A 20432-nucleotide genomic window follows, 5' to 3' on the forward strand; every position below is an offset into this window, starting at 1 on the left:
CACGTGATGCTGAGCGTGCATATCAGGGTTTATACGCGCCATCCAGCCCACCTTTGGCGCGTAGAGCCGTCGCAACGTGGTCAGCGTCATCTAGGACGGACATGATCAAGGGCAGAATAATGTAAAATGTTGGAAACTTGGTCGACCTGGCTTTGAACGCGATCTGCATCTGATTGGCGCGTGTCAACAATACGGGCACGAAACGCACAACCAAAGCAATCGCCAACGAAAGAGGTTTGGGCGAGACACCTAAAAATTTCAGCGGCGACATCATGCGGTAGGTGACATCTATCAAATCATCCAATCGCGTTGTCAGCGTCACAAGATTTGCCAAAGCCACCGCAGTTGACAGCCGCAACACGATGGTAATCCCAGTCTGGGTATCTCCTGTGACCATGTGCCAGACAAAAATAAATCCAAGCAAAAACCGAAGAGGCCGCATAAGCCGCAGCCCAGTTCGGGCGAAATAGACACTGAATGACAGGTAAAGCCCTGCGGTCAAAACAGCGGCCAGCGCCAGATAAACGGGCGACTTGAGCCAGAATAGGGTCACAACTGCGACCGACATCAAAGCCAGCTTTAGTCCAGCGGGCCATTTATGCAGTGGGGTAGGGATATCAGAGGTCAAAGCCAGCATCGGCTGCCTCCATCGCGGACATGAAATCAGGTAAGACCGCGTTCGGAGACCCATCAGCCGCGATCTGCCCGCTTTCGATCCAAATCAAACGGTCGTAATCCCGCACCAAATCAGGATCATGCGTAATGTGAATCAGTGTCTGTTCCAGCCCAACAAAGCGTTTTTGCAGTGCGCGTTTCGTTGGAATATCCAGACCGCTGAACGGTTCATCCAAGACGATCACTTTCGGAGCCATCGCTATCACAGACATCAAACAGATCAGCTGACGCTGCCCCTGTGAAAAGCTTGAAACCGGACGATCCGCCCAATCCAAACGATTGAACCGTTTCAAAACCTCTACAGATCGGGTTTTTGCATCTTGTTTCGAGATGCCTAATTGACGGATCCCAAATCCAATTTCTTCGGCAACTGTCGGGAAAATGATCTGATGATCTGGGTTTTGAAAAATAATCCCGACCGTATTCAACGCTGAGGGTCGATCGTTCAAAACATCAACACCATTCACCAGTACCTTGCCGCTATCAGGTTTGATAAGACCGCAAATCGCCTGAGCTAGTGTCGATTTTCCGGACCCATTGCGCCCAACGATCGCGATACGGCGTTCTGTCAGATCCAAGCTGACATTGGATAGAGCAATCCTATCCCCATATTTGTACGTGAGCGATTGAATGTTGATATTGGTCATGGCGTGCAATGGGTATGAACCCTGTCCGGTTGTCAACTTGTTTGCCTTAGCAAGGCTACCATCATGGGCATGGGAGAGAATGATTTCCTCTCAGCTTTCTGCGTTAAGCGTCGTAGGTACCCGCCTGGAGATTTGATTTCTCCCATTCTTTGCAAAATTCCGGCTGCTACAACGGCAGTTGTCTGGGGACCCATGATTTTCATGGCATGGTCCCAAGTTTCTGCTGTGATGCCCATCATTGATTTGATGATCGACATAGATGAAATGAAATCATGCCAATTTCTTAGGGGTCTGTCTGCAAAATCCTGCAAATCGGGGCAAGCTTGAAGAACCATAGGCAGAGGCACGGTGGTCTGTTCAGAGTCAGCAGTATTTTTATTTGAATTAGAATAGTGCCGCTCATTTTGGATGTCATTGCCGCTCATTTTTGGTGTCTGGTTCAGTTCTATCCCCAGCCATTCCTTGATCTTATCAACAAGCACAATCAGTGTCTGTTTAAGCTGAGTTAGAGCCGATACATCCAATTTACGGCGTAAAAATTTCGCCAATTCAGCCAACCGTGATTTTGGTTCGTCTAATTCGTGCTTTAGGCCAATTTCGTGACTGTATTCGATCAGTTTGTCTGCATCACGTTTCAGAATGATGATCTCATTGCGCAGAGCTTTGCGTTCGGCATCTTTTTGTCGCTGTGTTTCGGCGGCGTCGATGATTTCGGACGCACGGACCAGTAGGGGCCGCAGATCAAATCCGTAGGCTTGAACGATATCTCCGTTGCGCGAGGTCATCGCGTAGCGTTTTCCATTCGGGCTATCGTTACGCAGAATTAGACCCGATTTAACCAGTTTTCCGATGTGCCGGCGTAGCGTGCTTTCTGGCATTCCGTGGGCACGATTTGAAAGCGTGGCGTTGGATGGAAACACGACTAACTGGTCTGTCTGATCCAGTTCTTCGGATTTGTGGAAACTGACCAAAGCGTTGAGAACCGCGATGTCACGATCGTTTAAGCCGAATGTTTTTTTCGCGGCGCAAAGTTCGCGTAAAATATCCCATTTGCGGACTCGAGGAAGGGTAGGGGCCTGCTGCCGCATTGCGGCGCGTTTGATTAGGCCAGCCGTTACCGGCCGCTGCCCGAAAGGCGTCGTTGAAATAACGTGCATATGTTTTCACATGGCAAAACTTTTTTGCCCGCCGCGCACGACGCCCGTTGACAGCTGTCAACAAATAGCTCATTTTCGGAGGTGCTAGAACCGAAACGGGCCTTCTGGGGTGTATGCCTTAGGGGGCCTTTTTCTTTTGTTTTGCTCGGTTGTGCCTCCTTGGTTTGTGTTTACTGCTCTTATTCTTCCGTCGACTGTTTCCAGTTACGGTGAATTTGGTCCAGATTGGCCAATAGCCATTCGTCAAATCCGTTGCGCGGCATCGTTAAAACCGTTTTCGACGGTTTGCGTGCGACACGCGCGATTTCTTCGCCTTCGACGCGAATGATGTCAGGCATGGGCGCGGGGGCCTTGGGCGGGGTTAAGGCCCCAAAGACGGCTTCGAAACGCGCGTCGGATGTATCGCCTTTGGCCGCGAAAACCATATCTCGACCGTCCAATTTGTCTGATAGTTTCAACCAACGATCGCGGCCGATGGATGGCGCGGCACCGATGGCCTCGATCAGGTCTAATGGAACGGTGTCTGCAACCGAAAGCATGCGTGAAATCAACGTCTTATCGACATTTAGGGCGTCACAAATCACTTTGCGTTCGTATCCGCCGTCACGCATCTGACGCGCAAAGTTGGCACGTTCGATAAATGACAAATCTTTGCGGGCAGAGTTTTCCTGACCTTGCGCAATGACCAATTCACGGTCATTCAGAACGCGGACCATCGCGTTGACTGGAATGTTCAGTTTTTTCAGCGCAGCGACGCGGCGGCGACCGTAAACAATCTGATAACGCTCTGGATCGTTCGGGTTTGGTCGCAGCAATACAGGAACTTGCTGACCGTATGCTTTAATACTATCGCACAGCGCATCAATATCGTCTTTTTCCAGACGATCTTTCATGCCGGCGTCGTCAATCATGCGCGGATCGACCTGAACGATTGAACGCGATTTCAATTCAGCGATGGATTGGCTGACCGCGCCGATTGCGCCTTTGGCGTAGCGCGGCTTTGCTGGATCTACCCGTGTTTCGGTCTGTGGTGCTGCGGCCTGGTCCATCAGGCCGTTCAGAATGCCTTTACGCGCCATTGTTGCGTCCCCATGCGTCTTGAATCAGTGTTTCGATTTCACTGCAAACGTTGGTGATACTTTCGATTGCACGATCATAAGTCGAACGTGTGAACTGCGATTTTTCGATTTCCCACAAAGTTTGCTTTGTCAGGCCTGCATCGGAAATCGCGGTAGATTTTAGCATTGTGTGGTTCAGCACGTGTTCGCCAAACATGGATCGCATGAACGACACCATTTGGTTCTGCGGACCATCACCGGGTTCATAACGGGTCACCACGTACCGCAGCCAGTCATAGGACATATCGCCACCAGCCTCTGCTACGACACCCAATAGGTTCGATGTCATCAACAAGAATTGGCACATCGACATAACGTCCAGCATCTGAGGGTGAACCGTCACCAATACCGCCGTCGCAGCAGATAGGGCAGACATCGTCAGGAACCCCAACTGCGGTGGGCAGTCGACGATGACCACATCGTAATCAGCCTCTACTTCGGCCAAAGCATCGCCAACGCGGGTAAAGAACAGATTCCCATCCCGTTGCGCCAAGGCCCGCGGCGTGTCGTGTTCAAACTCCATCAGGTCCAGATTGCCTGGAATGATGTCCAGATTGCGGAAATAGGTTTTTTGAATCACATCGCGGATCGACACTGGGTCATCATAGCGGATCGCATCGTATAGCGTGCCGCCATCCAGTAGGTCGAATTCGGGCTGAAAACCGTGCAACGCAGAAAACGATGCCTGAGGGTCAACATCGACCGCCAAAACGCGATAGCCATCCAGCGCCAATTTTTGCGCCAAATGTGCGGATGTTGTGGTTTTACCAGAGCCACCTTTGAAGTTGATGACCGAAATAACCTGCAAATGGTCACCGGGGCGACGTCCAGGCATATAGGTTCCGGGTACCTTGGCGCCTTTTTCCAGATATTCACGCAAGGCAACAATATCGTCGGGCGAATAAAAGCGACGACCGTTGCCGCGAATTTCTGGGTCGGGGCCTTTGGATTCGAGACTAAGCTTGCGCAGGTAGGCATCTTTCACACCCAAAAGATCGGCCACTTCACCACTTGTAAATTTACGCAATTCTTTGCGCGCATGAGGTGGGAATAGCTGTGCGCGATGCGCCTGTAGTCGTTCAGACAGCATTGCAGCATGCTGGCCCACGATGGTATCAATGCGCAAATTCGCCTTTGGGTGTTGGCCCATCTGTCTCTCTTTCTTGCCTCGGCCGTCTAACCGTTTGTTACGGTTTTTGCCGTTATTTCCGCTTTTTGCGTATATACATGCGACAGGATTCAGATTCTGGCAAGAGTTTTCCACAGGTTTGGGTGAAATTGCCTGTTTCGCGAAAGCAGTTGTCTTTTCCCTATTGGTTGCGCCACTCTATAGCCGAGGAGAAATCAGCCCGAATAGTTATGGATATGACGCATCAAAACCATGTGGACCGCGTGATACAAACGCTGTCGTCAGGATCGGCTGCGGCACGGTCGCGACTGGCCGCGAGTTGGCAACGGTCGGCGCGGAACCATGGGCTTGATCCGTCGAACGCGCGGGGGCGTGATGGTTTGATGTGCCAAAACCTGGCTGAACGCAAAGAGCGGGCAGGGGCGTTTCTAAAAGTCGCGAATCCGCAGGTGGATAATCTGTTTCGCATGATTTCGCATTCGGGCTGTGGTGTTTTATTAACAGATGCAGACGGCATCATTTTGGAACAACGCTGCGCTGATGCGGATACCGATGCATTTGCCGATTGGGGCCTCGCTGCCGGTCACGACTGGAGCGAAGCTGCCGAAGGGACAAACGGCATTGGCACCTGCCTAGTTGAACAGCGGGCAGTGACGATTCACCGTGGCGATCATTTCATGGCCCGAAATATCGGAATGAGCTGCATCGATGCGCCAATTTTTGGCCCCGAGGGCGATTTGATCGGAGCATTGGATGTATCATCTGCCCGCGCGGATCAAACCGAAGGCTACAATCGGTTGATGGGGGCGATGGTGCTGCAAACAGCACAAACAATCGAAACCGAAGTGTTTCGCCAAACCTATGCTGGCAAACGTATCATTGTGACCGAAGGCGACGGCGCCGCGTTATTGGCGGTTGACGGCGATGACATCGTTGTGGGCGCAACCAAGGCGGCGCGTCGGGCGTTGGGGCTCGTATCTAGTGGCGCGCTCGCGCCGCGTCCTGCCGTTGATCTGATTGGGCGCGACGGAGATGGCGCTGGTTTAGATCGTGCAGAAAAAGCTGCTTTGGCACGTGCTTTGGCCCGTGCAGACGGCAATGTCACGGCGGCAGCGCGCGCTTTAGGCATCGGTCGGGCAACGATTTACCGATTAATGAAACGGCACGGATTGAATTAGACGGAAAAATTGACCTGATCTGATCAATCATGGCTGGCATGGGGCGTCGAAGCGGCTACCATGAACTGCATTATAGCCGAGTCGTTTGAGGTCAGTTCTTTGATCCGCACAACCCAAGAAGAAGGATACATCCGTCACTATTTCATAGGTGATGTAGATGCAGCGCAGGTGCGAGAGTGGCACGCCACGCTGGATATGTCTGTGGAAACGACGAACGGCGAACTTTACGTGTTCATCGACTATTCAAAGGTTAAATCCGTATCGAAAGAGGCGATGGACCTCATTATTGAAATCCAAAAAGAAGCCAAGAATGCAGGGCTTGTTCGGGTGGCCGTTGTCGTCAATTCGGGGTTCTTACAGCTCCAGACGGAACGGTTGGCACGTACGTCGGCCATTCACAGTGTCGAACGGTATATTTCATCCGATCGTACGCCAAACTGGGAAGACGTGGCAAAGGCGTGGATTCGTCATGGGATCGAACCTGCCGCCTATCGGGCGGAATAACGACGCTTAGAACTGTCTCAGATCTGAGACAAATCCCAAAATTGCGACTTTGGTCCGACTCCACAGGGGCGCGTGCGTTCGTCATGGTGACCCCATCCCCACGAGAGGACGTGGGTTCAGAGGAGGAACTATAATGAACGAGATGACTCAAGTCGTTGACTATTTCGTCAACCCATTCAAAGACCGCTACGACAACTTTATCGGCGGTAAATTTGTGGCCCCTAAAAACGGCAAATATTTCGACAACATCACCCCGATCACTGGCGAAGTTGTTTGCCAGATCGCACGTTCCGACGCAGCAGACGTCGAAGCGGCACTGGATGCAGCACACGCAGCGAAAGACGCTTGGGGTAAAACCTCGGCTGCGGAACGTTCGAACATCCTGCTGAAAATCGCAGATCGTTTGGAAGAAAACCTGCACATCCTGGCGTCGGCTGAAACCTGGGACAACGGTAAACCAATCCGCGAAACCGTAAACGCAGATATCCCGCTGTCGGTTGACCATTTCCGTTACTTTGCTGGCGTTCTGCGTTCGCAAGAAGGCAACATGTCGGAAATCGATCACGACACCGTTGCGTACCACTTCCATGAACCTCTGGGCGTTGTTGGCCAGATCATTCCTTGGAACTTCTCGATCCTGATGGCTGCATGGAAATTGGCACCTGCGCTGGCTGCGGGTAACTGTATCGTGCTGAAACCAGCAGAACAGACCCCAGCTGCGATCATGGTTCTGGCTGACATTATCTCTGACCTACTGCCTGCTGGTGTTCTGAACATCGTAAACGGCATGGGCCCAGAAGTCGGCGGCCCGCTGGCTACATCGTCGCGCATTGCAAAGATCGCGTTCACTGGTTCGACCGAAACCGGCCGCATCATCATGAAAGCTGCGACCGAAAACCTGATCCCAGTAACGCTGGAACTGGGCGGCAAATCGCCAAACATTTTCTTCAAAGACGTTATGGCCGAAGACGATGCATTCCTAGACAAAGCCGTCGAAGGTTTCGTTCTGTTTGCATTCAACCAAGGCGAGGTTTGCACCTGCCCATCGCGCGCACTGATCCAAGAAGACATCTACGATGAATTCATCGCACGTTGTATCGAACGCGTAAAAGCGATCAAACAAGGCGATCCACGTGACATGAACACCATGGTTGGTGCTCAGGCGTCGCAGGAACAAAAAGACAAGATCCTGTCGTACCTGACCATCGGTCGCGAAGAAGGCGCAGAAGTTCTGGTTGGCGGTGACGCCGCACGTTTCAACGGTGATCTGGCAGATGGTTTCTACATCCAGCCGACCATCCTGAAAGGCCACAACAAAATGCGCGTCTTCCAGGAAGAAATCTTTGGCCCTGTTGTGTCGGTAACGACCTTCAAAGACGAAGAAGAAGCCCTGCAGATCGCAAACGACACCATGTATGGTCTGGGCGCTGGCGTCTGGAGCCGTGATGCGAACACCTGCTACCGCTTTGGCCGCGCGATCGAAGCTGGCCGTGTGTGGGTGAACAACTATCACGCATATCCAGCACACGCTGCATTTGGTGGTTACAAGCAGTCGGGTATCGGCCGCGAAACCCACAAAATGATGCTGGATCACTACCAGCAGACCAAAAACATTCTGATGTCGTACAACCCGAACAAACTGGGTTTCTTCTAGGTTTGTATCCTCCAGCTACGGGCCGTGTTTTGGTCCGTAGCATCCCCCTCAAACGGGTCACGATTTTTTCGTGGCCCGTTTATTTTCAGGCGTATGCGTGCGCGATAGCGTAAGTGTTCTTGCCGGCGTCGATGTCTTCGACGCGGTTTAGCGCACCGCGCAGGGCTAGGATTTTCAGCTTGCGATGCGCGCGGTCGACGGTCCAGCCGGAATTGCGCAGCATATGAGCCAGTTCCTGGGACGAGATCGTCCCGCCGCAGGCCGCGATGATTTTCAGACAAACGTCGTCTTCGGTCGAAGGGTCGATATCGAATGAAAATTTACCAACAGTCATAACGGGCCTCTATGCTCCAGCTTACCTTGCGTCATTTACGACCTGTGGCCGCGCGTTTTAGGTTTAGAGGGCAGAGATTTTGAAAAAGTTTACAGCGCACGAGTGCCGACACTACCCACGACCAAAATGACCAAAGGTTGGCAGTGTTGCCAGATGTGCAGAAGGCTGTAAGGACTATCCTGTCGGACAGATTATTTGCGCGTTAGGCCTGCTTCGACTGCGCTGGCGTGTTTGCGGAAATGACGGTTGATCAGCGCGGCGGCCAATTCGCTGTTCCGGTCCATCAAGGCATCAAAAATGGCTTGATGATCGGTTCGGCTATCAATCGGCATGCGGCGCCACGGCGCGGCAATTGTCATATAGCGGATCCAATGAGTGTGATGCAGGTCGCGCATCGCACCCAGCCAACGGTTCCCGTGGGCTGATACGGTTGCATCGTGGAAATCGCGGTTCGCTTGTTCCCAATGCTTTGCCCGCTCTGCGGGAACGGCGGCTTCGATCCGAGCAAGACGATGGTGGGCTGCGACCAGATCAGCCTCCCATTGATCGTCGCCTTTAGCGATTGACTGACGCAGGGCTTGTTCTTCGATCATGCAGCGGGTGTCGACCAATTCGCGAAAATCTGTCAGGGATACATCGGCGGCCCGAAAACCGCGTTGTCCTTCGGATGTAACAAGGTTTTCCGCCATAAGGCGGGACAGCGCCTCACGGACCGTCGAGGCGCCTACGTTATACCGCGTGCGCAGTTCTTCGACTCGGAGGCGGGACGCCGGTGCGATCTCTCCACACAGCAAAGAGTCGCGCAAATCGGCATAGACGCCTTCGATGGCGGTTTTGTACCCGTCTAGGTTGCGTTCGTATGCCACGGTGGAAATTATCCCGTTCGTTCATTGCACCGCAGTATATCGACTGACCGCGCGGTTAAGTCAAAGGGATAGGATCGAATTTGCCAAGTATCGGAAAATCCAAAGAAATTTTTTCAAATTGAAAAGCCGTTTACAGATTTTCAATTTTGAAAGTAAAGGAATTTACAAAAAAACGTTGTTAGCGCCGTCAGTTAGGCGACCTTTGACAGACCTTTGTTGTATATCTTTTGTTAACGTACAGGGCTAATGGGAGTCGGCCTTGTTCAGAAAAGAGAGTTTGGGAGGACGTCATGACTGATAAGCTGTACCCGCCGTCGCAAGAGATTATCGACCGCGCTCATATCGATGCCGCTAAATACGAAGAAATGTATGCTGCATCTGTAAACGACCCTGAAGCGTTTTGGGGCGATGCAGGCAAACGCCTGGATTGGATCAAGCCATACACCAAAGTTAAGAATACCAGCTTTGAACATGGTGCTGTCGACATTAAATGGTTCGAAGACGGCGTAATCAACGTTGCTGAAAACTGCATCGACCGCCATCTGGCGACCCGCGGCGAACAGACCGCGATCATTTTTGAACCCGACAGCCCAGAGGACGAAGCCCAGTACATCACGTACAATCAGCTGTCCGAAAAAGTGAACCGCATGGCGAACGTTCTGCTGTCGCAGGGCGTCATGCGCGGTGACCGCGTTGTTATTTATCTGCCGATGATCCCAGAAGCCGCCTATGCGATGCTGGCTTGTGCGCGTATCGGCGCGATCCATTCGATCGTTTTCGCAGGCTTTTCGCCTGACGCGCTGGCGAACCGTATTAACGACTCGGGTGCGAAGGTTGTTATCACGTCCGACACCGCGCCACGTGGCGGCCGCCGCACTGCGCTGAAATCGAACTGTGATGCGGCGCTGCTGCATTGTTCGGACAAAGTGCGCTGTCTGGTTGTGAAACACACCGGCGATCAGACCACTTGGATCGATGGCCGCGATGTGGACGTGAAATACTTGATGGAGCACGCTTCGCCAGAGTGCCCACCACGTCCGATGAACGCCGAAGATCCGCTGTTCATCCTGTACACTTCGGGTTCGACCGGCAAACCAAAGGGCGTTGTGCATTCGACCGGCGGCTATCTGCTGTATGCTGCGATGACCCACCAGTACACATTCGATTACCACGAAGGTGACGTTTACTGGTGTACCGCTGACGTGGGTTGGGTCACCGGTCACAGTTACATCGTCTACGGTCCGCTGGCCAATGGCGGCACCACGCTGATGTTCGAAGGCGTTCCAACCTACCCAGACGCAGGCCGTTTCTGGGCCGTGTGTGAAAAACACAAAGTGAACCAGTTCTACACTGCGCCAACCGCGATCCGTTCGTTGATGGGGCAGGGCAACGAATACGTTGAAAAATACGACCTGTCGTCCGTCCGTATTCTGGGCACCGTGGGTGAACCAATCAACCCAGAGGCTTGGAACTGGTACAACGACGTGGTCGGCAAAGGGAAATGCCCAATCGTTGATACGTGGTGGCAGACTGAAACCGGTGGTCACATGCTGACACCGCTGCCGGGTGCGACACCAACCAAACCGGGTTCGGCAACGAAACCATTCTTTGGCGTGCAACCCGTTCTGCTGGACAGCGTCACCGGCAAAGAAATCGACGAAACCGCGGCCGAAGGCGTGCTGTGTATCAAAGACAGCTGGCCTGGTCAGATGCGTACCGTTTATGGCGACCATGAACGTTTCATGCAGACCTATTTCAGCGATTTCAAAGGGTACTATTTCACCGGTGACGGCTGCCGCCGTGACGCCGATGGATATTACTGGATCACTGGCCGCGTAGACGATGTGATCAACGTATCGGGTCACCGTATGGGCACCGCCGAGGTGGAAAGCGCATTGGTCGCACACGCCACCGTCGCCGAAGCTGCCGTTGTTGGCTATCCGCACGACATCAAAGGTCAGGGCATCTATTGCTACGTGACTTTGATGAACGGTCAGGAACCTTCGGACGATCTGAAAAAAGAACTGGAAAAATGGGTTCGTACCGAAATCGGTCCGATCGCCAAACCAGACGTGATCCAGTGGGCCCCTGGCCTGCCAAAGACACGTTCGGGCAAGATTATGCGCCGTATTCTGCGCAAGATTGCAGAAAATGACACCGGCAGCTTGGGCGATACGTCGACCTTGGCTGATCCTTCCGTGGTTGATGACCTGATCAAGAACTCGGTGCATAACCAGGCATAAGTCGCCTGAGGTCATAAAAATTTGCTGGTCGCGGGCAACGCGGCCAGTCCCCAAAGTGGGGAAGGGGGACAGACCGCTGTTTTGGGGCTGTCTAACATTTCCTTCGGTTGAGGAGCCGAAGGAGGGGTAAAATGGAGGAAGTCTTATGGCTAATCAAAGCGATAACAACGCTTACTGGGCCGCGAACAAACGGATCATCGGCATCAGCCTCGTGATCTGGTTCATTTGTTCGTTCGGCTTTGGCATTCTGCTACGCCCATTGCTGGCGAGCATTAATGTCGGTGGTACGGACCTAGGTTTCTGGTTCGCACAGCAAGGTTCGATCCTTGTCTTCTTGGTTCTGATTTTTGCCTACGCGGCAAAGATGAACAAGCTCGATAAAGAGCATGGCGTAGACGAATAAGGGGACCGGAAATGGATCAATTTACGCTCAACCTGCTGGTTGTGGGCGCGACGTTTGCGCTTTACATCGGCATCGCGATCTGGGCCCGCGCGGGTTCCACATCTGAATTCTACGCTGCGGGTCGCGGCGTTCACCCTGTCGTCAACGGCATGGCTACCGGCGCTGACTGGATGTCGGCTGCATCGTTCATTTCGATGGCCGGTATCATCGCATTCGGCGGCTATAACACTTCGGCTTATTTGATGGGCTGGACCGGCGGTTACGTTCTGCTGGCGATGCTTTTGGCGCCATATCTGCGCAAATTCGGCAAATTCACCGTGCCTGAATTCGTAGGCGACCGTTTCTACAGCCAAACCGCGCGTACCGTGGCAGTTATCTGTCTGATCGTTGCGTCGATCACCTACGTTATCGGTCAGATGACCGGCGTTGGCGTTGCGTTCTCGCGTTTCTTGGAAGTTGATAACCTGACCGGTCTGTTGATCGGTGCGGCGATCGTTTTCTTCTACGCTGTTATCGGCGGCATGAAAGGCATCACCTACACGCAGGTTGCACAGTACGTCGTTCTGATCATTGCATACACCATTCCTGCAATCTTTATCGCACTACAACTGACTGGTAACCCGATCCCAGCATTGGGTCTGTTCTCGTCGACTGCGACTGATATTGCGGGTGTTCCTGCTGGTGCGCCACTGCTGCAAACACTAGAAGGTCTGGTGACCGATCTGGGCTTTGCGTCCTATCTGGAACAGTCCGACACCACCCTGAACATGTTCCTGTTCACCGTATCGCTGATGATCGGTACCGCAGGTCTGCCACACGTTATCGTACGTTTCTTTACGGTTCCTACCGTGAAAGACGCACGTTCGTCGGCAGGTTGGGCGCTGGTGTTCATTGCTCTGCTGTACCTGACCGCTCCGGCTGTTGGTGCGATGGCGCGTCTGAACCTGATCGATACCTTCTGGCCAAACGGCATCAATGAAACTGCTGTTTCCGTTGAAGAAATCGAAACGTCGGATGAACTGGCTTGGGTCCGTAACTGGGAACAAACTGGTCTGCTGGGCTTTGAGGACAAAAACGGCGACGGCACCATCGAATATCGCGCTGGTGATACGAACGAACTGACCGTGAACCGTGACATCATGGTTCTGGCGAACCCAGAAATCGCTAACCTGCCTGGTTGGGTTATCGCTCTGGTCGCTGCTGGTGGTCTGGCTGCTGCGCTTTCGACTGCTGCGGGTCTGCTGATGGCAATCGCTTCGGCTGTTTCGCACGACTTGATCAAATCGCAGATCAATCCGTCGATCAGCGAAAAAGGCGAACTGTTGGCTGCACGTATCGCGATGGCTGTTGCAATCGTTGTCGCAACCTATCTGGGTGCTAACCCTCCTGGTTTCGCAGCGCAAACCGTTGCTTTGGCATTCGGTCTGGCAGCTTCGTCGATCTTCCCTGCACTGATGATGGGCATCTTCTCGAAGCGTATCAATAACAAGGGCGCTGTGGCTGGTATGCTGGCAGGTCTGGGTGTGACTTTGGTCTACATCTTCTTGCACAAAGGCTGGTTCTTCATCGGCGGAACGAACTCGTTCACTGATGCTGACCCACTGCTGCTGTCGATCAAATCGACTTCGTTCGGCGCGGTTGGTGCTTTGATCAACTTCATCGTTGCATTCGTTGTATCGAACGCAACGGACGAACCACCAGCAGAGATCCAAGATCTGGTCGAAAGCATCCGCATCCCACGTGGTGCAGGCGCTGCGGTTGATCACTGATCTTGACCTCGGTCATTTCTCACCGCCAATGTGAGATGTAATTTAAGGGCGCGGGTTTTGGCTCGCGCCCTTTTCACATCGGGGACCGACCATTGGATAACAACGACATTCAAAAATTTCTGGCCACAACCCATCCCTATGACGGACTGGATTCCGCCGCACGGGCAGGGGTTCAGCAAACGTTGGTTCGATGCGATATTCCAGCCGGAATCGATGTCTATCAGTTTGGCCAAAAATTGGATGGGGTTTGGCTGATCCAAAGCGGCACAGTCGAAGTCACCGATAAATCAGGCGCATTGGTTTCGATTTTGGGATCGCGGAACCATTTTGGTGAACGTGGTTTGTTGCGCGACGGTTTGGCAGCAACGACGGCCAAAGCGGCCACAGACGTCGTTTTGTACCTGTTCCCTGCCGGTCCATTCCTAAAGGCCGTACAAGATTTCCCAACGTTTAATCGCTATTTTTCCCGCGGTGGCACCAGAGGGTTAAGCCAAGACGGGTTGATGACGCTACAAGTGTCCGAAATGCTGGGTCATGAACCTGTGACCTGCAGCCCAGACACGACCATCCGTGACGCTGCGCGCATCATGCGCGACGAACGCATTTCGTCTTTGGGCATCGTGGATCGGGGTTTGCTGGTTGGGCTGGTGACCGTCCGCGACATGAACGGCAAAGTCGTCGCAGATGGATTAGACCCCAATAAACCAATTTCCGAGGTCATGACGAAAAACCCAATTTCCCTTGCGCCATCGGCGTTGGGGTCCGACGTCATGCATAAAATGATCGATCACAAGGTTGGTCATCTGCCAGTGGTCGAAAACGGTCATTTCAAAGGGATGATCACGCAAACCGACCTGACGCGGTTCATGGCAACGTCGCAGGCGCAAATGATTGCGGATCTTGGGCGTGCGACATCCGTTCAGGAAATGTCTGCGGTCACAGCGCGTTTGCCAGAATTTTTGATGCAGTTGGTGGGCAATCATTTGGCCCATGATGTCGTGACGCGCAAAGTGACCGATGTTGCCGATATCGTCACCCAGCGCCTGATCAAAATGGCCGAACATATATTTGGGCCCGCACCTGTCGCGTTTTGTTGGGCTGCGTGCGGTAGCCAAGGACGGCGGGAACAAACAGGCGTTTCGGATCAAGATAACTGTTTGATTATCCACGACAGCGCGACTGACGATGACATGCGATATTTTGAACAGCTTGCGCATTTTGTATGCGATGGTCTGAACGACTGCGGTTATGTGTATTGCCCTGGCGACATGATGGCCACTGCGGATCGGTGGCGGCAACGCGTATCCGTCTGGCAAAGCTATTTTGCGAAATGGATCAATGCGCCTGACGATACGGCGCAGATGCTGGCGTCGGTCATGTTCGATCTGCGGCCAATTGCAGGTGATGAACGGCTGTTTGCATCGATGCGTGATGGTGTTGCCGAAATGGCGGCGAAAAATTCCATTTTCGTCGCGCATATGATTGGTAATTCGCTGAAACACACGCCGCCTTTGTCGCTGTTTCGGGGGTTTGCCACCATCAAATCCGGGGAATACCGCAATAGTTTGGATATGAAACACAATGGCGTCGTACCAATCGTTGATCTGGGGCGTGTTTATGCACTGCGCGGTCAGATTGATGCAGTGAACACGCGCGCGCGGATCGATGCCGCAATCGAGGCCGGCACGATATCCGATACGGGCGGCGCGGATCTGTTGGCTGCGTATGACACCATCGCGACGGTTCGATTGGAACATCAGGCGGCTCAGGTCAGATCGGGTTCGAAACCGGATAACTATCTGGTTCCGTCCAGTTTGCCTGCTTTTGAACGGTCACACTTGCGCGATGCCTTTGTCATCGTGCGCACAATGCAAAGCGCGCTGTCGTCATCATCGGCCGCGCGATAGGGGGAATTTGGGATGTTAATGGAATTTTTGGCCGTGATAGTCGCGGGCGGTGCGATGGCCGGTATTTTTATCGGCCTGCAAAAATTGTTGAAGGGACGGTTGCCAAAATGGACAATCCCCGCTGCGGCGGGTACGGGGATGCTACTGACCAGCATCGCGATCGAATATAGCTGGTATGACAGTTCTCGTGCAAAATTGCCTGTCGGCAGCACAGTAATCGACACGGTCGAAGTTCAGGCATTTTATAAACCGTGGACTTACATTTGGCCCTATACCGAAGGCCTGTTGGCTGTCGGCCCGATCCAGACCGAAGGCGATTTTCGCGAAACAACAATTCACCGCCGCATGCGTTGGCAAACACCCGAAGAGGTCGCGATTCAGTTGGATTGCGCAAACAACACAATTGCGCGCGCATTGGTCAACGGCGGGTACGAAGATCCAGTAGAGTTATCCGAAACAGACCCTATTCTGGCCCAAGTGTGTAGTTTGTGATGAAAGATAAACAGATCATATTGGTCGAGGACGAACAGACCGTCGCCCATGCGGTCTGTGTTCTTATCCGCCAATTGGGCGGCAACGTTGTCCATACGCGCAGCGCCGAAGACGCATTTACATTGATGACCCGCAAAAGGCCCGATGCCTTGGTTATTGATGCAAATTTACCGGGAATGTCGGGGTATGCGCTGTGCCAGTCGATTGCCAACCGCAACGACATCCCGATCCTTTTGATGACATCCCGACGGGGTGAATTTGAAAAACGAAAGGCGACCGCTTTGGGCGCGATGGGTGTGTTGGTCAAACCCTTTACCGCCGAAACATTGCGAAATCGACTGACGCATTTGTTGGAGGAAGTTGATGAAGCTTAGTTCCATGCATCTAAGGCTAAGGGTCTTTTTATTTTTCGCATTCATCGCGATTGCTGGCTTTGTCATTTTTGTGGGCGGCCTTTGGTTGGGTGCAAATCGTGCTGATGGTTTGGTGCTTGCTGGTATTGTCGCGGGTTTCGGACTGACGGGTTTGGTCACGTGGGTTTGGTGGTTGTTTGATAAAAACCTTGCGCAGCCTATGCAGAAATTGGCGGGTACGCTGTCCGCGCGGGCACATGGCGGTAGTGCCGCGATTGATCGGGATGCCATTAAATATCTGGGCGATCTGGGGCCTGCAGCCTATCTGGCGGCCAGCCAAATGACCGAATACCACGGCAGTTTCACCGACAATGTGGCCAAAGAAACCAAGGCGGTCATTCAGGAAAAAGAAAGGCTGGCAGCATTGGCCGACGATGTGGCCTATGGCGTCGTTATGTGCAGTTCCCAGCACAGGATTGTGTTTTACAACGCTGTTGCTGCGTCAATGTTGGATCACGCCGAATGTAACCCTGGTTTAGGGCACAGCATTTTTGATTTTCTAGCGCGGGATACCATCTGCGGTGCCTTCGAACGTCTGCGGTCGGACGGTGGCGATGCGGGAATGCGGTTAAACGTTTCGACAGCAGATGGTGTGGGCAGAGTTTCCGTTCGTATGCGTTTGATACATGGCGGCGGCTACGTTTTGTCGTTGGATCCCGAAACTGCACATATGAACCAAAGCAGTGCGCTGCTTGCGTCTATTTTTACCGATTTGGGGCCGCGCATTATGTCATTGCGAACGGCGTTATCGCTTCGCTCTGAATTGCCAGAATTGCAAAATGATCCCGAAATGGATCAGGCCATGGCGACAGACCTTGGTGAACTGTTGGATCGTTTGTCCGCCATGACCGACGACTACGATCGACTGAGGGAAGATTTAGGAAACAAAGCTGAACCCGTTTCGGCAACACATATCGTGAACGGGGTAAAAGATCAGTTCCCTGATTTGGTCGTTGATGGGGCAGAGCTAACACTGCGAGTGGCGGCAACCGATATCATTGCGTTAATCGGCCATGTTATTCACGCGCTGCAATCGGAAACCACGGCCCGCGCGCTTAGCTTTATCATCGTGCCAGATCAAACGGGTGCGATGGCTGTAATCGGCTGGATGGGGGAGGCCGTTCATTACGATGACCTGACCCGCTGGTTGAACCAGCCCGTGTTGCATAATTTAACGGGTCAACAAATTCTACATGATCAAAACCTAGAGATCTGGCCCGAGGCAGGCCGTGTTGGACGCGCGGTGATAAAACTGCCGTTGCCGGTTGCAAAACCATCCGAGGTTTTGTCGATCCAACGCAAAGGGGCCTATGATTTTGGCCTGATTGAAAAATCGGTGCCTGACATTCTGACAGACACGGATTTGTCTGATTTGACCTATGTTGTGTTTGATACGGAAACAACGGGTCTGCATCCAGAACGTGGGGATGAAATTTGCCAGATCGCGGCGTTGCGCGTCGTAAATGGCCGCGTCATTCCGACCGAAGAATTCGACACCTTGGTAAACCCCGGTCGCGTCATTCCTGCGGCCTCAACCGCGATCCATCATATTACGAATGACATGGTGGACATGGCGCCCAGCATTAAAACTGTTGGTGCACAGTTTCATTCCTTTGCACGTGGGTCCATTCTGGTCGCCCATAACGCACCATTTGATCTGGAGTTCTTGCGCCGCAAGCAAACGATCATCGGTAAAGAGTTTTCAAATCCAGTGATCGATACCGTGTTGCTATCCGCCGTTGTGTTTGGCCAAGACGCTGAACATACTTTGGATGCGGTTTGTGACCGGTTAGGGATTTATATCCCTGATGACGTACGCCACACAGCGATGGGCGATACGATTGCAACGGCCGAAGCGTTTTTGAAAATGTTGGCGATGGCGCGGGCCAGAGGGATCATGACTTTTGGTCAATTGATCGCTCAGACCCGCAAACATCGACGGTTGATCGCAGATTTAAACGCTGATCACCTTTAGGTTGGTTGGTGCTGTTTCATCTGGTTTTTTCGGCGACCAAATGAGGTCGCTAATGTCGCTAGATGGATTGAACCCAGTTGGGGCCGACTGAATAAGATCGCGCAGGCGTTCGACGTCGAACTTTTTACAGGCCAGCATTAACTGATCCAGCAGCAACTCCAATTCAGGTTTGGACAGCTGTTTTTCATGTGCTGTCATGATGCGAGGGTGCGCAGTGCCCGACGGATTATCCCCGATCAGCAATTCTTCGTATAGTTTTTCGCCAGGACGTAGGCCCGTGATGCGGATGGCGATATCGCCGCCTTCGGATGTGTCGTCATCTTCGAAATAGGGGACAAGCCCGTGTAGGCGCGCCATTTGCACCGCCATATCGACGATTTTTACAGGTTGCCCCATGTCCAATACAAACACATCGCCGCCTTTAGCCATCGACCCAGCTTGGATAACCAGTGCGGCCGCTTCGGGGATTGTCATAAAGAAACGGTTGATATCGCGGTGCGTAACAGTGATCGGCCCACCTGCTTCGATCTGTTTGGTAAAGCGGGGGATAACAGAGCCCGAAGAACCCAGTACGTTGCCAAACCGTACCATAGAAAAACGCGTGGTCGATTGGGACGCTGCCATTCCTTGGCAAACCAATTCCGCCAGTCGTTTCGACGCGCCCATAAAGTTCGTTGGGCGGACGGCTTTGTCCGTGGAAATCAAAATGAAATTTTCGACTTTGGCAGCGATCGCTGCATCCGCCAGAGTTTTCGTTCCAAAGACGTTGTTACGGATGCCTTCGACCACGTTCATTTCTACCAGCGGTACGTGTTTGTACGCAGCGGCGTGGTAAATTGTTTGGATGCCAAACGTTTTCAGTGTCGCGGCAACGCGGCCTTCGTTCTGGACAGAACTAATGACGGGTACCAGTTCAATATCCAGGTTTTGATCTGTGATATGTTGGTTCAGTTCGTCGTGGATGGAATAAAGTGCGAATTCCGACACATCCAATAGAACCAGTTTGTTTGGCTTTTGGTCGATGATTTGGCGGCAAAGTTCACTGCCAATCGATCCACCAGCACCGGTCACCAAGACCGATTTGCCGCTAATGTTGCTTTGCATCAGCTGCGGGACAGGCGGAACAGGGTCGCGTCCCAGCAATTCTTCGATGGAAATGTTCCGCAGTTCGGAAAATTGGGCTTTGCCGTTAATCAGGTCGGCCATACCCGGCAGGGTTTTCACCTCTACCGCTTGGGTCGCGAGTTTATCAATAATCACGCGGCGCTCTTTGCGAGTAGAGCTGGGCATAGCAAGAAGCACAGCTTCGATATTGCATTTTTTGAATTGGTCTGCGGCTTCATCGTAGGACAAAACGGGCAGACCAAAAACAGTACGACCCTGCAGCGACGTATCGTCATCAATGAACAGGATCGGGCGGTATTCAGGCGAATGGTTCAGCGCGTTCAACAACTGCCGGCCCGAGTCGCCTGCGCCGTAAATCGCAACTGGGTCGCGATCGTCTTTGGCATTGCGACCGTAGGCCTGCCGAAATGCAAAACGTGTTCCGCCAACAGCCAGAAACAACAAAGAGAAATAAATGACTGGGACCGAGATAGGAACAGGCAGGCCGAATGTCGTGGCCGTGACCAGCATAACGGCGGCAGAAAACACCACGCCGATTGCAACAGCGCGCAAAGCCTGAAGCGAAAAGAACCGCACGACGGCGCGGTACAAACCCTGGCGGGCAAAGACGTAAATGGTCGCCGGCAACACGGTGGCCAAGACGAGCCACGCTTTTGGATCAAAGGCAAAATGTTCAAACCGCAAGGCCATCGCGATCCCAAAACAGGATGCGATCAATAGCGTATCGAACAAGACTTGGATGACGCGTTTTGCTGGGCGGCTAAGGCCCGCAATAGGAGTAAGGATACCAAACAACATTCAAAACCTTAATAATCGTCCTAAGGCCCGACCTCTTACTACTTT

The 20432-nt window shown here is 52.8% G+C and carries 18 protein-coding genes; 10 read left to right on the plus strand and 8 right to left on the minus strand.

Features of this window, described 5'->3' with window-relative positions; genetic code table 11:
- Positions 1-22: 22 nt before the first annotated feature.
- The 5 genes from ACXAGA_RS14660 to repA all read right to left on the minus strand — a co-directional run bounded on the left by ACXAGA_RS14660 (position 23) and on the right by repA (position 4747).
- Entirely contained in the window at positions 23-637 is a 615-nt protein-coding gene (locus ACXAGA_RS14660) for an energy-coupling factor transporter transmembrane component T family protein (protein WP_475118223.1), read from the minus strand.
- Positions 618-1358: an energy-coupling factor ABC transporter ATP-binding protein gene (locus tag ACXAGA_RS14665; protein ID WP_475118224.1), complete on the minus strand. Its 741-nt coding sequence runs from the start codon at positions 1356-1358 to the stop codon at positions 618-620. The genes ACXAGA_RS14660 and ACXAGA_RS14665 overlap by 20 nt, the downstream gene beginning before the upstream one ends.
- Positions 1355-2479 carry a plasmid replication protein RepC gene (repC, locus tag ACXAGA_RS14670; RefSeq protein WP_475118225.1) on the minus strand — a complete coding sequence of 375 codons (1125 nt, stop codon included), beginning with the start codon at positions 2477-2479 and terminating at the stop codon, positions 1355-1357. The genes ACXAGA_RS14665 and repC overlap by 4 nt, the downstream gene beginning before the upstream one ends.
- Before the next feature lie 179 nt (positions 2480-2658).
- Positions 2659-3558, minus strand: a complete 900-nt coding sequence (repB, locus tag ACXAGA_RS14675; RefSeq protein ID WP_475118226.1) for a plasmid partitioning protein RepB — start codon at positions 3556-3558, stop codon at positions 2659-2661.
- Positions 3548-4747 (minus strand): plasmid partitioning protein RepA, encoded by a 1200-nt coding sequence (repA, locus tag ACXAGA_RS14680; RefSeq protein WP_475118227.1) that lies wholly within the window; start codon positions 4745-4747, stop codon positions 3548-3550. Before repA ends, repB begins: the two co-directional genes overlap by 11 nt.
- 215 nt (positions 4748-4962) lie before the next feature.
- Here repA and ACXAGA_RS14685 point away from each other — a divergent pair, with 215 nt between their 5' ends.
- The 3 genes from ACXAGA_RS14685 (at position 4963) to adh (ending at position 8062) form a co-directional block, all read left to right on the plus strand.
- Positions 4963-5904, plus strand: coding sequence for a GAF domain-containing protein (locus tag ACXAGA_RS14685; RefSeq protein WP_475118228.1), 942 nt, complete (start codon positions 4963-4965; stop codon positions 5902-5904).
- Positions 5905-6003: 99 nt separating this feature from the next.
- Positions 6004-6408 carry a hypothetical protein gene (locus ACXAGA_RS14690; RefSeq protein ID WP_475118229.1) on the plus strand — a complete coding sequence of 135 codons (405 nt, stop codon included), beginning with the start codon at positions 6004-6006 and terminating at the stop codon, positions 6406-6408.
- Between the two features lie 133 nt (positions 6409-6541).
- Positions 6542-8062 carry an aldehyde dehydrogenase gene (gene adh, locus ACXAGA_RS14695; protein ID WP_086452314.1) on the plus strand — a complete coding sequence of 507 codons (1521 nt, stop codon included), beginning with the start codon at positions 6542-6544 and terminating at the stop codon, positions 8060-8062.
- Between the two features lie 85 nt (positions 8063-8147).
- On the opposite strand, the gene ACXAGA_RS14700 is transcribed toward adh, so the two are convergent.
- Together ACXAGA_RS14700 and ACXAGA_RS14705 are read right to left on the minus strand one after the other, a co-directional pair.
- Positions 8148-8396 (minus strand): hypothetical protein, encoded by a 249-nt coding sequence (locus ACXAGA_RS14700; RefSeq protein WP_475118230.1) that lies wholly within the window; start codon positions 8394-8396, stop codon positions 8148-8150.
- 191 nt (positions 8397-8587) lie between these two features.
- Complete coding sequence (locus ACXAGA_RS14705; protein WP_475118231.1) at positions 8588-9262, minus strand: GntR family transcriptional regulator; 675 nt, start codon at positions 9260-9262, stop codon at positions 8588-8590.
- A 290-nt stretch (positions 9263-9552) separates the two neighbouring features.
- Here ACXAGA_RS14705 and acs point away from each other — a divergent pair, with 290 nt between their 5' ends.
- The 7 genes from acs (at position 9553) to ACXAGA_RS14740 (ending at position 18464) form a co-directional block, all read left to right on the plus strand.
- The gene (gene acs, locus ACXAGA_RS14710) at positions 9553-11505 is read left to right on the plus strand and encodes an acetate--CoA ligase (protein ID WP_475118232.1); all 1953 of its coding nucleotides are present in this window, start codon (positions 9553-9555) and stop codon (positions 11503-11505) included.
- A 145-nt stretch (positions 11506-11650) separates the two neighbouring features.
- A complete protein-coding gene (locus ACXAGA_RS14715; RefSeq protein WP_086452310.1) occupies positions 11651-11908 on the plus strand; it encodes a DUF4212 domain-containing protein in 258 nt (85 codons plus the stop codon).
- Between the two features lie 11 nt (positions 11909-11919).
- Positions 11920-13677 (plus strand): sodium:solute symporter family protein, encoded by a 1758-nt coding sequence (locus ACXAGA_RS14720; protein WP_475118233.1) that lies wholly within the window; start codon positions 11920-11922, stop codon positions 13675-13677.
- A 92-nt stretch (positions 13678-13769) separates the two neighbouring features.
- A complete protein-coding gene (locus ACXAGA_RS14725) occupies positions 13770-15584 on the plus strand; it encodes a DUF294 nucleotidyltransferase-like domain-containing protein (protein ID WP_475118234.1) in 1815 nt (604 codons plus the stop codon).
- A gap of 12 nt (positions 15585-15596) precedes the next feature.
- A complete protein-coding gene (locus ACXAGA_RS14730; RefSeq protein WP_475118235.1) occupies positions 15597-16076 on the plus strand; it encodes a hypothetical protein in 480 nt (159 codons plus the stop codon).
- Positions 16076-16450 carry a response regulator transcription factor gene (locus ACXAGA_RS14735; RefSeq protein WP_475118236.1) on the plus strand — a complete coding sequence of 125 codons (375 nt, stop codon included), beginning with the start codon at positions 16076-16078 and terminating at the stop codon, positions 16448-16450. The genes ACXAGA_RS14730 and ACXAGA_RS14735 overlap by 1 nt, the downstream gene beginning before the upstream one ends.
- On the plus strand, positions 16440-18464 hold the full coding sequence (locus tag ACXAGA_RS14740; protein ID WP_475118237.1) for a 3'-5' exonuclease: 2025 nt from the start codon (positions 16440-16442) through the stop codon (positions 18462-18464). The genes ACXAGA_RS14735 and ACXAGA_RS14740 overlap by 11 nt, the downstream gene beginning before the upstream one ends.
- On the opposite strand, the gene ACXAGA_RS14745 is transcribed toward ACXAGA_RS14740, so the two are convergent.
- Entirely contained in the window at positions 18444-20387 is a 1944-nt protein-coding gene (locus ACXAGA_RS14745; protein ID WP_475118238.1) for a polysaccharide biosynthesis protein, read from the minus strand. The genes ACXAGA_RS14740 and ACXAGA_RS14745 overlap by 21 nt on opposite strands.
- Positions 20388-20432 lie beyond the last annotated feature (45 nt).

It is taken from the genome of Marivivens sp. ABH4_498 (assembly GCF_056160585.1).